Annotated in this window: 14 protein-coding genes; 7 read left to right on the forward strand and 7 right to left on the reverse strand. The window is 71.4% G+C overall.

All coding sequences use genetic code 11. From position 1 onward, the window contains the following. Positions 1–17: 17 nt before the first annotated feature. Both C1N71_RS00085 and C1N71_RS00090 read left to right on the forward strand, forming a co-directional pair. On the forward strand, positions 18–464 hold the full coding sequence (locus tag C1N71_RS00085) for an NUDIX hydrolase (protein WP_137754542.1): 447 nt from the start codon (positions 18–20) through the stop codon (positions 462–464). Then, positions 443–1,846 carry a threonine/serine ThrE exporter family protein gene (locus C1N71_RS00090; protein WP_254678035.1) on the forward strand — a complete coding sequence of 468 codons (1,404 nt, stop codon included), beginning with the start codon at positions 443–445 and terminating at the stop codon, positions 1,844–1,846. Before C1N71_RS00085 ends, C1N71_RS00090 begins: the two co-directional genes overlap by 22 nt. A 64-nt stretch (positions 1,847–1,910) precedes the next feature. Here C1N71_RS00090 and C1N71_RS00095 read toward each other — a convergent pair whose 3' ends face one another. After that, positions 1,911–2,426: a hypothetical protein gene (locus C1N71_RS00095; RefSeq protein ID WP_137754543.1), complete on the reverse strand. Its 516-nt coding sequence runs from the start codon at positions 2,424–2,426 to the stop codon at positions 1,911–1,913. A gap of 131 nt (positions 2,427–2,557) precedes the next feature. On the opposite strand from C1N71_RS00095, the gene C1N71_RS00100 reads away from it, so the two are divergent. Continuing rightward, positions 2,558–3,097 carry a peptidylprolyl isomerase gene (locus C1N71_RS00100; protein ID WP_137754544.1) on the forward strand — a complete coding sequence of 180 codons (540 nt, stop codon included), beginning with the start codon at positions 2,558–2,560 and terminating at the stop codon, positions 3,095–3,097. A gap of 42 nt (positions 3,098–3,139) precedes the next feature. Further along, on the forward strand, positions 3,140–3,991 hold the full coding sequence (locus C1N71_RS00105; RefSeq protein WP_137754545.1) for a rhomboid family intramembrane serine protease: 852 nt from the start codon (positions 3,140–3,142) through the stop codon (positions 3,989–3,991). A gap of 244 nt (positions 3,992–4,235) precedes the next feature. On the opposite strand, the gene C1N71_RS00110 is transcribed toward C1N71_RS00105, so the two are convergent. Continuing rightward, positions 4,236–4,469, reverse strand: a complete 234-nt coding sequence (locus C1N71_RS00110) for a cell division protein CrgA (protein ID WP_137754546.1) — start codon at positions 4,467–4,469, stop codon at positions 4,236–4,238. 41 nt (positions 4,470–4,510) lie between these two features. Between C1N71_RS00110 and C1N71_RS00115 the strand changes: the two genes are divergently transcribed. From C1N71_RS00115 to C1N71_RS00120, 3 genes are read left to right on the forward strand one after another with little or no spacing between them, the layout of a single operon-like run. Next, positions 4,511–5,239 (forward strand): class E sortase, encoded by a 729-nt coding sequence (locus C1N71_RS00115; RefSeq protein ID WP_137754547.1) that lies wholly within the window; start codon positions 4,511–4,513, stop codon positions 5,237–5,239. Next, positions 5,239–5,397 (forward strand): hypothetical protein, encoded by a 159-nt coding sequence (locus tag C1N71_RS14815; RefSeq protein WP_175414028.1) that lies wholly within the window; start codon positions 5,239–5,241, stop codon positions 5,395–5,397. Before C1N71_RS00115 ends, C1N71_RS14815 begins: the two co-directional genes overlap by 1 nt. Then, positions 5,394–6,035 (forward strand): anthranilate synthase component II, encoded by a 642-nt coding sequence (locus C1N71_RS00120; protein ID WP_137754548.1) that lies wholly within the window; start codon positions 5,394–5,396, stop codon positions 6,033–6,035. Before C1N71_RS14815 ends, C1N71_RS00120 begins: the two co-directional genes overlap by 4 nt. 33 nt (positions 6,036–6,068) lie before the next feature. On the opposite strand, the gene pknB is transcribed toward C1N71_RS00120, so the two are convergent. The 5 genes from pknB to C1N71_RS00145 form a co-directional block, all read right to left on the reverse strand. Then, entirely contained in the window at positions 6,069–7,853 is a 1,785-nt protein-coding gene (gene pknB / locus C1N71_RS00125; RefSeq protein ID WP_137754549.1) for a Stk1 family PASTA domain-containing Ser/Thr kinase, read from the reverse strand. A 73-nt stretch (positions 7,854–7,926) separates the two neighbouring features. Next, positions 7,927–9,639, reverse strand: coding sequence for a protein kinase domain-containing protein (locus C1N71_RS00130; RefSeq protein ID WP_137754550.1), 1,713 nt, complete (start codon positions 9,637–9,639; stop codon positions 7,927–7,929). Beyond that, entirely contained in the window at positions 9,636–11,114 is a 1,479-nt protein-coding gene (locus C1N71_RS00135; protein ID WP_137754551.1) for a peptidoglycan D,D-transpeptidase FtsI family protein, read from the reverse strand. Before C1N71_RS00135 ends, C1N71_RS00130 begins: the two co-directional genes overlap by 4 nt. Next, positions 11,111–12,727: an FtsW/RodA/SpoVE family cell cycle protein gene (locus C1N71_RS15180; RefSeq protein WP_254678036.1), complete on the reverse strand. Its 1,617-nt coding sequence runs from the start codon at positions 12,725–12,727 to the stop codon at positions 11,111–11,113. The genes C1N71_RS00135 and C1N71_RS15180 overlap by 4 nt, the downstream gene beginning before the upstream one ends. Beyond that, positions 12,724–13,962, reverse strand: coding sequence for a PP2C family protein-serine/threonine phosphatase (locus C1N71_RS00145; protein WP_137754552.1), 1,239 nt, complete (start codon positions 13,960–13,962; stop codon positions 12,724–12,726). The genes C1N71_RS15180 and C1N71_RS00145 overlap by 4 nt, the downstream gene beginning before the upstream one ends. Position 13,963: the final 1 nt, after the last annotated feature.

Raw genomic sequence — 13,963 nt, forward strand, 5'->3', positions numbered from 1 at the left:
TTGGCTACGCTGGTCGGATGCGCATCCGAGCCGCCGCGTACTGCGTCATCACGAGGGGTTCCGGCGCCGACGAGGAGCTGCTGCTCTCGCACTGGCGCGACGGCAGCCGCCACGGATGGACGCTGCCCGGTGGCGGCATCGAGGCCGGCGAGCATCCTGAGCAGGCCGCCGTGCGCGAGGTGCTCGAGGAGACCGGCTACCACGCGCGCCTCACGGGCCTGCTCGGCGTCGACTCCATCGTCATCCCCGCCGCCGACCGGCTGCACGGCGAGCGCGAGCCGCTGCAGGGCCTGCGCATCGTCTACTCGGCCGAGATCACCGGCGGCGAGCTCACCATCGAGGTCGACGGCTCCTCGGACGACGCCGGCTGGCACCGCCTCGCCGACGTGCCGACCCTGCGGCGCGTGAGCCTCGTCGACGCCGCGCTCGCGATGCGCGACGGATGGCGGCCGACGACCGCATGAGCGAGCGCCGCCGCGGCATCGTCGACCGCATCCTCGGCGTCGTGCGCGCCGACCCCGAGCTGCCGCACACCGAGATGCTCATGGTCGTCGACCGCGCGATGGCGCTGCGCGTGCTCGACCTCGCCGTGCGGGTCGCGGAGTCGATGCTCACGACAGGTGCGTCCGCGAACGATGTGACCCTCGCGTGCTCGCGCATCGCCGGCGCCTACGGCGTGCGGCCGCTGCACGTCGACGTGACCTTCAACTCGATCACGATCTCGTGGCAGCGCACCGTCGACCGCGAGCCGACGACCCTGCTTCGCGTCGTGCGCGCACCCGCGCCCGACCACGCGAAGCTGCAGCGGCTCCAGGCGCTCGTCGCCGACGTCGAGGCGGGCATGCCGCTCGACGACGCCATCGCGACGTTCGATCGCACCCGGCGCACGGCGTTCTCGTATCGGCCGATCGCGGTGGTCGCCGCGCAGGGCCTCGTCACGGTCGGCGTGTGCATCTTCATGGGTGCGAGCGCGCTGCTGACGGTCATCGCCTTCGCCGCCGCCGTCCTCGCCGCCGTCGTGCAGCGCAGCATGGCGCGTGCACGCATCCCGTTCTTCTTCTCGCAGGTCGTCGGCGCCCTCGTCGTGACCGCCGCCGCGGCGGCGACCGCTGCGGCAGGCGATGCGGGATGGGGGCCGTTCGTCGAGATGCGCGCGTCGCTCATCGTCGCGGGGTCGATCGTGCTCATGCTCTCGGGCATGTCGGTCGTCGCCGCCGCGCAGGATGCGATCGACGGCTTCTCGCTCACGGCGCAGGGACGCGTCATGGAGATCGCGCTCTCGACCGTCGGCGTCGCCGCGGGCGTGCTCGGCGGCCTCCACCTCGCGTCGCTCGTGGGCATCGCCATCCCCATCGCGACGGCCTTCCCGCTCGGATCGATCGCGCAGCAGATCGGCGGCTCCGTGCTCATCGCGGCGGCCGTCGCCATCGTGTTCGGCTCGACGCTGCGCACGATCCTGCTCAGCGCGAGCCTCGGCGCGCTCGCGTGGGCGGGGTGGCTCGTCGGCATGAGCCTCGGGCTCGGATCCCCCGTGTCGAGCGCGCTCGGCGCGCTCGTGACGAGCTTCGCCGGCATCCTCGTCGCGCACCGCCTGCACGTGCCGTCGATCGCCGTGACGACGGCGGCGATCGTGCCGCTCGTGCCCGGCTACGCCGTCTTCAGCGGCCTCGTCGCGCTCGTGGACTCGGAGTCGACGACGACGCTCGTCGCGGGCGTCGTGCAGCTCGCGGGCGCCGCGGCGATCGGGCTCGCCCTCGCAGCCGGCGCCTCGCTCGGACTCCTCGCCGGCGCACCGGTGCGCGACACCGTGGAGTCGGTCGTGCGGGGCCGCGCACGGCTGCGCTGACCCACCACGCATGCAGGAGGGCCCCCGCCGTGCGGCGGGGGCCCTCCTGCATGCGCAGGGTGAATCAGCGCGGGTCGACCTCGTCGGAGTCCGGGATCCACAGGTCGTCGTCGGCGCGCAGCGTCTGCCACGCCGCGTAGGCTGCCCCGGCGACGGCGAGCGTGCCGACGCCGATGAGCACCCACTGCACGGCCGAGGGGCCCGAGCGGGCGGGCTTCACGTCGGGCAGGCGCAGCTTCTTGACGTTCTTGATGGCGTCCTTGACGCGCTGGTCCTTCGCGATCTGCGCGTACGCGGCGAACGACCCGATGCCGGAGGCGACGGCCGGCAGCACCTTGTCGTTCCAGCCGTGCGTGACGCCGGCGACGGCGTTGCGGCCGGAGTCGGCACCCTTGCGCGCGTAGCGGCGCGCCTCGGGCACGAGGGTCTCGGAGCCGTAGGCCTTCGCCTGGTCCGCCGCCTGGTGCGCGAGGAGGCCGGCGCGCTCGCCGACGTCGCGCTGCACCTTCCACAGCTTCTCGGCCTGCTTGCGCAGCTTCTTGATCTCCTTCTCGCGCTTGCGAGTGAGGGCCAGCGACATGAGTGCCTCCCGGGTCGAGTCTGTGCAGCATCCTGGCATGGACTCCTGACCGTCGCACGGGGAGATCCCATGGGTTTCGCTGTGGTCGAACGGGTGCTAGAGCCGCGCACGGCGCGTGCGAGGATCGAGGCATGGCGCTCCACACCGCAGTCGCGACGATCTCCACGAACCACGGCGACATCAAGGTCAACCTGCTCGGCAACCACGCACCCAAGACGGTCGACAACTTCGTCGGCCTCGCGACGGGCGAGAAGGAGTGGAAGCACCCCGGCACGGGCGAGACCTCCACGACGCCGCTCTACGACGGCACGATCTTCCACCGCATCATCCCCGAGTTCATGATCCAGGGCGGCGACCCGCTCGGTCAGGGCATCGGCGGCCCCGGCTACCAGTTCGACGACGAGATCCACCCCGAGCTCTCGTTCGACGAGCCCTACGTGCTCGCGATGGCGAACGCCGGCATCCAGGGCGGGCGCGGCACGAACGGCTCGCAGTTCTTCATCACGACGGTGCCCACGCCCTGGCTGCGCGGCAAGCACACGATCTTCGGCCTCGTCGAGGACGCCGACAGCCGCGCCGTCGTCGACGCGATCCAGGCCGTCTCGACCGACGGTCGCGACAAGCCGCTCGAGGACGTCGTCATCACCGGCGTCACGGTCGCGTCCGTCTGACGTGACCCGCCGACCGCATCGTCCCGGCGCCGGGAGCCTCGCATGAGCGCTCCCGGCGTCGAGACGTGCTACCGGCACCCCGACCGCGAGAGCTGGACGCTGTGCCAGCGCTGCGGTCGCACCATCTGCGGGCAGTGCCAGATCCAGGCCCCCGTCGGCGTGCAGTGCCCCGAGTGCGTGCGCGAGGGCAAGGTGGCCTCGATGGCGGCGCACCGCGAGCAGCGACGCCTCTCCTACGGCGGACCGGTCAAGCGCGGCGTGCGCCGCTGGCTCGGCATGCCCGCTCCGGTCACGACGGCGATCATGGTCCTCACGACGGCCGTCGGCGTCGCGCAGCTGCTGCTCGGCGACGTCGTCACGTACTCCCTGGGCTTCTACGCGCCCCTCGCGCTCGCTGAGCCCTGGCGCTTCGTGACCGTGGTGCTCGTGCACGGCGGCATCCTGCACTTCGTCTTCAACATGCTCGTGCTCTACCTCATGGGGCCGAACATCGAGCGCCGCATCGGTGCCGTGCCGTACCTCGTCGCCTACCTCGTGATGGCCGCCGGCGGCAGCGTCGCCGTGTCGCTGCTGTCGCCCGGCACGCTCGTCATCGGTGCGAGCGGCGCCATCTTCGGCCTCTTCGGCGTCTACATCGGGCTGCAGCGGATGCTCGGCGGTCGCTTCGACCCGCAGATCCTCGTGATCGTCGGCATCAACCTCGCCATCGGGCTCTTCCTCTCGAACGTCTCCTGGCAGGCGCACGTCGGCGGGTTGCTGACCGGCCTCGCCCTCGGCTTCTGGCTGGGCGCGAACCTGCGCGGCGCCGAGACGAGGCGTGCCGTCTGGACGCCGATCGGCGTCGTCGGCGCCGTCGTCGTTGCGCTGTGCGTCGCCGTCGGCGTCCTCGTCTGACGGCGCGCTCTCGTCGCCCGGCGCCGCGGCGCACCCATCCGAGACGCCTCGTGCGTCGAACCCTCCTCGATGGCGTCCACGCACCGGTCGACTGTCCACAGGGTTGTCCACACCTGTGCACAACTGACACGCGTGTGATTCGACGCGTTCGAACGTTCGCCATGCGCCGGCGGGAGCGCGACGGCGAGACGACGAAGGCCCGCACCGAGCTGGTGCGGGCCTTCGTGACGATGCGTGGGTCGGGCTACTTCCACTTCGTGGTCATGATGAACCCGACGAACATGATGCCGAAGCCGATCGCGATGTTCCACGGACCGATCGACGCGATCGGCAGCGTCGAGCCGGAGATGTAGAACACGACGACCCAGAGCAGCCCGACGACGATGAAGCCGAGCATGACCGGCACGAACCACGACGGATTGCGGGACTCCTCCTGGTCGCGCGCGTCGCGCGAGCGGGCGATGCTGTTCCTGGCCATGATCCGCGAGTCTACCCCAGCCTCCCGCGTAGACTGCTCGGGTGCCGACGACTCCTCGCCCTCGCCGCCGCGCGACCGTCGGCGGAGTGCTCGGCGAGCTGCTCGTGACCGTCGGCGTCCTCGTGCTCGGATTCGTCGGCTGGCAGGTGTGGCTGAGCGACGACATCATGGGCGGCCAGCAGCAGGCCGCCGCCCAGTCGTTCGCGCAGTCGCTCTCCGGCGATGCGCCCGACGCGGAGCCCGCGGCCGAGCTGCGCACCGACGCCCCGCCCATCGCGGCCGCCCCCGCGGACCGCGAGGCGTTCGCCGTCGTCTACATCCCGCGGTTCGGACCGGACTTCGTGCGGACCGTCGGTCAGGGCACGAGCCGCTACGTGCTCGACTCGCTCGACCTGGGCCTCGCGCACTACGAGACCTCCGCGATGCCCGGCGACGTCGGCAACTTCGCCATCGCGGGCCATCGCAACGGACAGGGCGGACCGTTCACGAGGCTCGACGAGCTCGTGGTCGGCGACCGCATCTACGTGCAGATGCAGGGCGTCTGGTACGTCTACGAGTACCGCGACAGCGAGTACGTGCTGCCGACCGCCGTCGACGTCGTCGCACCCGTGCCGAACCAGCCCGGCGTCGCGCCCACCGACCGCCTCATGACGATGACGACCTGCCACCCCGAGTGGTCGGCGGCGTCGCGCCTCATCACCTACTCCGTCTTCGTCGGATGGTCCGAGACCATGCCGGCCGAGCTCGCGGCGATCCAGGGAGGAGCCTGATGTACGGCGCGCTGTGGCGGGTCATCCCTGGCCCCTGGCCCGTGAAGGCGCTCGTGCTGCTCGCGCTCGCCGCGGGCATCGCGTACGCGCTCATCTGGCACGTGTACCCGTGGGTCATGCAGACGTTCTTCCCGACGCCGGATGCGACCGTCGAATGACCCGCATCCTCGTCGTCGACAACTTCGACAGCTTCGTCTACACGCTCGCCGGCTACCTCTCCGAGCTCGGCGCCGACGTCCACGTCGTGCGCAACGACGTCGTCGACCCGTCGTCCATCGTCGAGTGGGACGCCGTGCTGCTCTCGCCCGGGCCGGGCACGCCTGCGGACGCGGGCGCATCCATCGGGATCGTCCACGCGGCGATCGCGCACGGGACGCCGTTGCTCGGCGTATGCCTCGGCCACCAGGCGATCGCCGAGGCGCTCGGCGGGGTCGTGACCCACGCCGAGCAGCTCATGCACGGCAAGACCTCGCAGGTCGTGCATGACGACGCTCAGATCTTCGAGGGCGTCCCCTCGCCCTTCACGGCCACGCGCTACCACTCGCTCGCGGTCGTCGACGGCACCGTGCCCGACGAGCTCGTCGTCACCGCCCGCACCGAGCAGGCCGACGGCCGCGGCGTCATCATGGCCCTCGAGCACCGCGAGCGGCCGATCTGGGGGGTGCAGTTCCACCCGGAGTCGGTGCTGACGGAGGGTGGGTACCGCATGTTGGGCAATTGGCTCGAGCGCGCAGGACTCGGCGGGGCGGCGGCGCGAGCTGCGTCGAAGGCGCCGCTGGTGACCCTCGGGGACTGACGCTCGTCGCTCGCCTGCACGAGCGCGCGGGGCTCAGCCCTCGTCGCCCCCGCCGCCGGGTCCGCCGTTGCCGTCGCCGTTCCCGTTCCCCGGGTCCGTGGTCGGGGTCGGCGGGGTGGTCGGCTGCGGCTGGCCGTTGCAGTAGGTGAGCGTGATCGTGCCGCCCTGCGGGTGCGAGCCGGGGGTGAGGTCCTGCTGCACGACGCGGCCGCCCATGCACGACGTCACGTACAGCTGCCGCACCTGGTAGCCGACCTCCGGCGCCTGCATCGCCGCGACGGCCTCCTGGATGGGCTGGCCGACGACGTCGGGGATCGTGACCTGGCCGCTCGACACGACGAGCGTGATGGTGTCGCCCTGCGACACCTGCGTCGACGCCGCGGGCTGCGTGCCGAGCACGGTGCCCTCGGGGAGCGAGGGATGATCCTGCGTCACGCGCGACTCGGCGACGACGAGGCCCTGGCTCTCGAGGGTCGTCGTGGCCTGCGCGACCGTGTTGCCCTGCACGTCGGTGAGCGCGAAGGGCGGAGGACCGTTCGAGACGAAGAGCGTCACGGACGAGTTCGGGGCGACGCGCGTGTCCGCTGGCGGGTCGGTGCGCAGCGCCTCGCCGCGATCCGACTCGTCGTCGACGACCGTGCGGACGCTCACCGAGAGCCCCGCCTCCTCGAGCGCCGCCGTCGCCTCGTCCTGCGTCATGCCCGTCACGGACGGGACGGTCGCCGACAGGGTGCCGATCGGCAGGTTCGGGCCCTGGCTCGCAGCCCAGAAGACGATGGCGACGACGAGCACGCCGATGAGGGCGATGCCGCCCCACAGCCATGCCACCGGCGGCCGCGCCTGCGGCGCCGGACGGTAGTCGTCGACCTCGAGCACCTGGAACATGGTCGTCGCGGGCCCGCCCTGCACGCCCGTCGTGAAGATCGCCGCCTCGTCGCGGTCGACGGCGACCGCCTCGCCCGCGAGCGCCGCCTCGAGCGCCTCCTTGAACTCGTCCGCCGACTGGAACCGCTCGTCCTTGCGCTTCGTGAGGGCCTTGAGCACGACGGAGTCCATCGCGGGCGAGATGCCCTCGCGCAGCGTCGACGGCGCGACGGGCTGCTCGGAGACGTGCTGGTACGCGACGGCGACCGCGGTGTCGCCGCGGAACGGCGGCCTGCCCGTGAGCATCTCGAAGAGCATGACGCCCGTGGAGTACAGGTCGGTGCGGGCGTCGACGACCTCGCCGCGCGCCTGCTCGGGGGAGAAGTACTGCGCGGTGCCGAGGATCATGCCGGTCTGCGCCACCGACGTCGACGTCTCGCTGACGGCGCGAGCGATGCCGAAGTCCATGACCTTCACCTGGCCGCCCGGCGTCACCATGACGTTGCCCGGCTTCATGTCGCGGTGCACGATGCCGGCGCGATGCGAGTACTCGAGGGCCGTGAGGATGCCCTTCGTGATGCGCACCGCCTCGGACTCCGTGAGCGGCGACTCGGCGATGATGTCCTTCACCATCCGGCCGTCGACGTACTCCATGACGATGTACGGCACCGAGTGGGCGCGACCGTGGGCGTCATTCGTGACCTGCTCGCCGGCGTCGAAGACGCGCACGACGGTCGGATGCGACATGCGCGCCGCCGACTGCGCCTCCTGGCGGAAGCGCACGCGGAAGTCGTCGTCGTCGCCGAGCTCGGGCTTCAGCAGCTTGATGGCGACGAGACGGTCGAGCCTGCGGTCGCGACCGCGATGCACCTCGGCCATGCCGCCGCGGCCGATGAGCTCGCCGATCTCGTAGCGATCGCCGAGGACGTCGAGGGAGGCGATGACGTCGGTCATGCGCACCCCCTTCCGGACCGCACGAGTCTAGCGGTCGGAAGGGGGTGCGAACCTGTGCCGCGGATCCGCGGTATCAGGGCGTCGGGAGCGGCAGCGAGGGCGACGGGTCGGGCGACTCGCTCGGCGGCGTCGACTCCTCGGGCGCCGCGACGGTGAACGTCAGCGGCTGCGACGGGTCGCTCGTGAGCTCGTCCCGACCGTCGGCCTGGCACGAGACCGTGTAGGTCACCGTCACCGTGCCCTCGCCGTTGAACGTGACGTCGGCCGTGGAGCCGGTGACGTTGCCCACGCCGCCCGGACCCTCGAGGAACACGCGATACGACGGCTCGTAGCCCGCGGGGCACGAGTAGGCATCCCACGTGACCGTGAGCGAGTCGCCCGGCGCGACGTCCGTCGAGCCGCCGCCCTGCACCGTGGGTGCGGCCGGCTGCTCGAGCGTCGGCAGCGGAGCGTAGATGGTGGCCGAGATCGTCGTGCCTGGCGCGACGGGGCCCGTCGGGTTCACCGCGTAGACGGTGCCGGCCTGCGCAGCGGTCGGTGCCGCCTCGCTGCCCGTCTGCACGTCGGCGACGAGGTCGAGGTCCGCCATCGCGTCGCGGAACTGCGCCTCGGTCATGCCGAGGTAGTCGTCCTCGTCGATCTGCACGGTCTCCGCCGTCTCCGAGGGGGACGGCGAGGGGCTCGCCGAGGGCTCGGGGTCGCCGCCGCCCATGCCGAGCAGCGCCCACACGAGCGCCACGAGCCCGCCGATGAGCAGGATCGCGCCGACGACGATGAGCGGGATGAGCCACGGCCTGCGCTTGCGCTCGACGTCGCGACGCTCGTCCTCGACCGCGACGGGCAGCGCCGCGGTCGCAGGCTGCGACTGCGTGCCGATGACGCGGGTCGTGGCCTGCGTCGGCGCGTCGATCGTCGCGAAGGAGTCGGTGGAGGCGATGCCCGGCACGATCGCCGCGGCGCCGGCGATGTCGCCGCGGCGCAGCATGGTCGCGGCGCGCGAGAGGTGCGCCGCCGACGTCGGCCGGTCGGCCGGCTTCTTCGCGATGCACGAGAGCACGAGGTTGCGCACGGGCTCGGGCACGGTGCCGGGCAGCTCCGGCGGCGCGTCGTTGATGTGCGCCATCGCGATCGCGACCTGCGACTCGCCTGTGAACGGGCGCCGACCCGCGAGCGCCTCGTACGCGACGATGCCCAGCGAGTAGATGTCGGTCGCGGGCGCGGCCGGCTGCCCGCTCGCCTGCTCGGGCGAGAGGTACTGCACGGTGCCCATGACCTGACCGGTCGCGGTGAGCGGCACCTGGTCGGCGATGCGCGCGATGCCGAAGTCGGTGATCTTCACGCGCCCCTCGGGCGTGATGAGCAGGTTCCCGGGCTTGATGTCGCGGTGCACGAGCCCCGCCTGGTGGGCGGCGTGCAGCGCGGCGGACGTCTGCGCGACGATGTCGAGCACCTTGTCGGCGGGCAGGGTGCGGTCGCGGTCGAGGATGGCGCTCAGCGGCTCGCCGGGCACGAGCTCCATGACGAGGAAGGCGCTGCCCTCCTCCTCGCCGTAGTCGAAGACGTTGGCGATGCCCTCGTGGTTCACGAGGGCGGCGTGGCGCGCCTCGGCGCGGAACCGCTCGAGGAACCCGGGGTCCCCCATGTACTCGTCCTTGAGGATCTTCAGCGCCACCGTGCGACCGATGACGAGGTCGCTGGCCTGCCAGACCTCGCCCATGCCGCCGATGGCGATCCTCGACGTCAGCTGGTACCGCCCGCCGAAGGTGAGTCCGCTCGTTGGTCTCATGAGTTCAGCACCGCCTCGATGATCGCCCTGCCGATGGGTGCGGCGACCTCGTTGGAGGTGTCTGCCGCGATGTTCTGCTGCGGGACCACGACGACGGCGACGGCGACCTGGCTGCCGTCCGCCCCCTCCGCGAAGCCCGTGAACCAGAGGTTGAAGGGTCGGTCGCCCGACTCGTCGTTCTCCGCCGTGCCCGTCTTGCCGCCGACCGTCACGCCGGGGATGGCGGCGTTCGACGCCAACCCCTGCTGGACGCCCTGCACCATCAGATCCTGCATGGTCTGCGCCGTGGACTCGCTGACCGCCTGCCCGAGCGACTGCGGGGCGGGCTCGGCGAGCACGTCGAGCGTCTCGGTGTCGATGACCTCGTCGACGAGCTGAGGCTGCATGAGCTCGCCGTCGTTCGCGATGGCCGCGGTCGTCATGGCGACCTGCAGCGGCGTCACGCGCACGTCGTACTGGCCGAACGACGTCAGCTGCAGCTGCGCCGGATCGAGGTCCTCCGGGTAGGTGGAGGGCGTGACCGACATCGGGATCTGCAGCGACTCGCCGTAGCCGAACGCGGCAGCCTGCTCGGCGATCGCATCCTCGCCCAGCTGCTCGCCGAGCTCGGCGAACGGGATGTTGCACGAGTAGATGAGCGCGTTCGTGAGCGAGACCTGGTCGCCCTCGCCGCCGCGGCACGCCTGGCGCGTGGAGTTGTAGATGGGCGTCGACGTGCCTGTGAGGTCCAGCTCTGCCGGATTGCCGAAGGTCGAGTCGGGCGTGTACGAGCCCGACTCGATCGCCGCGGCGGTCACGACGAGCTTGAACACGGAGCCCGGGAAGTAGAGGTCGCCGCCGATGGCACGGTTCTGCAGCGGCTGGCTCGGGTCGGCGAGCATCTGGTCGTACGCGGCGATGACCGCGTCGGTGTCGTGGCTCGCGAAGATGTTGGGGTCGTACGTCGGCGTCGTCGTGAGCGCGAGGATGTCGCCCGTCGCGGGGTCGATCGCGACCGCCGCTCCCGTCGCGCCCTGCACGGCGGCGAGCGCATCCGTCGCCGCCTGCTGCGCTGCGGGGTCGATCGTGAGCTCGACCGAGGAGCCGGATGGATCCTGACCGGTGATGAGCTGCTCGACCTGCTGCAGGAACTGGCTCGACGCCTGCCCCGTCAGCTCGTCGTTCATCGCGCCCTCGATGCCGCTGTTGCCCTGCCCGAGCGAGTAGTAGCCCGTGACAGGAGCGTAGAGGGCGCCCTGCGGGTAGACCCGCTGCCACTCGTACTGGTCGCCCGACTCGACGCTCTGCGCCACCGGCACGCCGTCGACGAGGATCGCGCCGCGCTCTGCGGCGAAGGAGTCGAGGATCGTGCGCCGGTTGTTCGGGTCGTCGCGCAGCTGGTCGGCCTGCGCCCACTGGATGATCGACGACGAGCCGAAGAGCGCGACGAACATGCACACGAGCAGCAGGCTCACGCGGGAGAGCTCGCGATTCACGAGGTGACCACCCTTCGTTGCAGTCGCACGGTGTCGCTGAGCCGCAGCAGCAGCGCCACGATGATCCAGTTCGCCACGAGCGACGATCCGCCCGCGGCCATGAACGGGGTCGTGAGGCCCGTGAGCGGGATGACGCGCGTCACGCCGCCGACGACGATGAACACCTGCAGCGCGATGACGAACGCGAGGCCCACGGCGAGCAGCCTCGTGAAGTCGTCCGAGCCGAGGTAGCCGACGCGCATGCCGCGCGAGACGAGCACGAGGAAGAGCGCGAGCACGGCGAACATGCCCACCATGCCGAGCTCCTCGCCGATCGACGCCATGATGAAGTCCGACTCGGCGTGGGGCACGAGGTCGGGGCGACCGAGGCCGAGACCCGTGCCGAGGAGGCCGCCGGCGGCCATGCCGAAGATGCCGGTGACGAGCTGGAACGAGCCGCCCGTGCGGTCGAGGACGTCCTGGTCGAACGCGCGCAGCCATCCGTCGACGCGCGACTCGACGCGGCCGATGCCGAGGCCCTCGAGCGACGCAGGGTCGAGGCGCAGCAGCGCGATGGCGGCGACGACGCCGAGCACGGCCGCGAGCACGCTCGAGACGATCCAGCCGATCCCGCCGTCGCTGCGCCAGCGCTGCAGCGCCATGACGGCGAAGGAGCCCAGGATGCCGAGCACGGTCACGACGATGACGCCGATGCCGAGCCGCTGCATCCACTCGGCGTCGCCGCGCGTGAGCAGCCACAGCAGCCCGCCGGCGAGCACGACGAGCAGCAGGCCGATGATGATCCAGGAGCGTCGACCGGTCGACACGTAGAGCATGACCGTGAAGAGGCCGAAGTACAGCAGGCCCGTGCCGAGGTCGCCCTGCACGACGAGCACCATCATGCAGACGGCCCAGACGACGGCGATCGGGCCGAGGTCGCGCAGGCGGGGCAGCTGCAGCCCGAGCACCTTGCGGCCGACGATCGAGAGCGAGTCGCGTGCGGTGACGAGGTAGCCGGCGAAGAACACGGCGAGCGCGATCTTCGCGATCTCGCCGGGCTGGAACGAGAACGAGCCGACGCGGATCCACACCTGCGCGCCGTTGATGGTCGCGCCGATGCCGGGGAGCATCGGCAGCAGCAGCAGCACGAACGCGACCGCCATCGCCGTGAAGCGGTACCGCAGCAGCACGCGATGGTTGCGGATGACGAGCAGCACGACGATCGCCGCGGTCATGGCGACCGCGGCCCACACGATCTGCCGGATGCCCGCCGCATCCCACCCGAGGTCGCCGCGCGCGATGTCGATGCGGTAGATCATCGCGATGCCGATGCCGTTCAGCACGGTCGCGATCGGCAGCAGGAAGGGGTCGGCGTCGCGTGCGACGAACCGCAGCACGACGTGCATGACGAGGGTCATCGCGGCGAGGCCGCCGAAGAGGTAGAGCAGCGTGAGGTCGACGGTCTCGAGCGCGCCGATCTGCACGAGCGTCATCGCGCCGCCCGCGATCGCCCACGCGATGACGAGCAGGAACAGCTCGAGCGCCCGCATCTTCTGCGGGTTGCGGATGCGGACGCGGATCGCCTCGGTCGCGTCGCGCAGCTGGATCATGCCGGTCTGCAGCGCGTTCGTCATGGCGACGACACCTCCAGCCGGTCGACGATCCGCTGCGCCGCGTCGAGGCTGTCGGCGTTGATCGTCTGCTCGATGCGCTGCTGCTCGAACTCCGTCAGCTCCGAGAGCTCGATGTTCGTGACCTGCACCTCGGAGGAGAGCACGATCGGGCCGACGTCGCTCTGCACGCCCTGGTAGATCGTCACGTAGCCCTCGTCGTTCGCGCCGACGAAGTAGTGCGTCTGCGTCCACGCGTAGAAGCCGAGCGCACCGCCGACGACGGCGATCACGGCGAGCGCGACCCCGACCGCCCAGGTGATGCGGCGGCGCAGCTTCCATCGGCGGTGCTCGGCGAGCAGCTCGGCGAGGTACTCCTCGCTCTCGGGCTCGAAGTGCTCGTAGGCGGGCTGCTGCCTGGCCTGCACGGGATGCAGCAGCAGCTGCGTGAGGCTCATGGGCGTCGCCTCGGGCTCGGCCGCCTCGTAGTCGATCTCGCTCGCGGCACTGCCGACCATCTGCGGCTCGACGCTCGAGACGGGCGACTCGTCGACGTCGACGACGACGACCGTCACGTTGTCGGGGGCACCGTGGCTCAGCGCCTCCTGCACGAGACGGTCGGCGGTCGCGGCCGCGTCGCGGCGCTGGCCGAGCAGCTGCGCGAGCCTCGCCTCGCCGACGACGCCCGAGAGCCCGTCGGAGCACACGATCCAGCGATCCCCGGGCAGCGTGTCCTCGACGATGCCGTCGATCTCGGGGTGGGTCTCGATGTTGCCGAGCACGCGCATGACGACGTTGCGCCGTGGATGGGTCTCCGCCTCCTCGCGCGTGATGCGGCCCGCCTCGACGAGCTTCTGCACGAAGGTGTGGTCGGTGGTGATCTGGGTGAGGGCGCCGACGCGGTACCGGTAGATGCGCGAGTCGCCGATGTGGGCGATCGCCATGCGGTCGCCGACGCGGACGATGCCCGAGACCGTCGTGCCCATGCCCGCGAGCTCGGGATGCTCCCGCATCGTCGACTGCAGGGTCTCGCCGGCCGCCTGGATCGTGCCCTTGAGGTCGTCGAGCGCCTCCTCGGCGCTCGCGTGCTCGCGGTCCGCGTCCCGCAGCCGCCGGATGGTCAGCGCGGAGGCGACGTCGCCGCCCGCGTGGCCGCCCATGCCGTCGGCGACCACGAACAGGTGGGCGCCCGCGTAGCCCGAGTCCTGGTTGTCGCTCCGGACCCTGCCCACGTGGCTGCGCGCTGCGGCGAGGGCCACG

The sequence above is a fragment of the Agrococcus sp. SGAir0287 genome (assembly GCF_005484985.1).
In the GTDB taxonomy this organism is placed as follows: Bacteria; Actinomycetota; Actinomycetes; order Actinomycetales; family Microbacteriaceae; genus Agrococcus.

What these genes read in the sequence shown, in the direction of transcription:
- C1N71_RS00085 (WP_137754542.1), top strand. Translation starts at nt 18, where the DNA reads ATGCGCATCCGAGCCGCCGCGTACTGCGTCATCACGAGGGGTTCCGGC.
- C1N71_RS00120 (WP_137754548.1), top strand. Translation starts at nt 5,394, where the DNA reads ATGACCCGCATCCTCGTCGTCGACAACTTCGACAGCTTCGTCTACACG.
- C1N71_RS00105 (WP_137754545.1), top strand. Translation starts at nt 3,140, where the DNA reads ATGAGCGCTCCCGGCGTCGAGACGTGCTACCGGCACCCCGACCGCGAG.
- C1N71_RS15180 (WP_254678036.1), bottom strand. Translation starts at nt 12,727, where the DNA reads ATGACGAACGCGCTGCAGACCGGCATGATCCAGCTGCGCGACGCGACC.
- C1N71_RS14815 (WP_175414028.1), top strand. Translation starts at nt 5,239, where the DNA reads ATGTACGGCGCGCTGTGGCGGGTCATCCCTGGCCCCTGGCCCGTGAAG.
- C1N71_RS00090 (WP_254678035.1), top strand. Translation starts at nt 443, where the DNA reads ATGGCGGCCGACGACCGCATGAGCGAGCGCCGCCGCGGCATCGTCGAC.
- C1N71_RS00100 (WP_137754544.1), top strand. Translation starts at nt 2,558, where the DNA reads ATGGCGCTCCACACCGCAGTCGCGACGATCTCCACGAACCACGGCGAC.
- C1N71_RS00095 (WP_137754543.1), bottom strand. Translation starts at nt 2,426, where the DNA reads ATGTCGCTGGCCCTCACTCGCAAGCGCGAGAAGGAGATCAAGAAGCTG.
- pknB (WP_137754549.1), bottom strand. Translation starts at nt 7,853, where the DNA reads ATGACCGACGTCATCGCCTCCCTCGACGTCCTCGGCGATCGCTACGAG.
- C1N71_RS00110 (WP_137754546.1), bottom strand. Translation starts at nt 4,469, where the DNA reads ATGGCCAGGAACAGCATCGCCCGCTCGCGCGACGCGCGCGACCAGGAG.
- C1N71_RS00130 (WP_137754550.1), bottom strand. Translation starts at nt 9,639, where the DNA reads ATGAGACCAACGAGCGGACTCACCTTCGGCGGGCGGTACCAGCTGACG.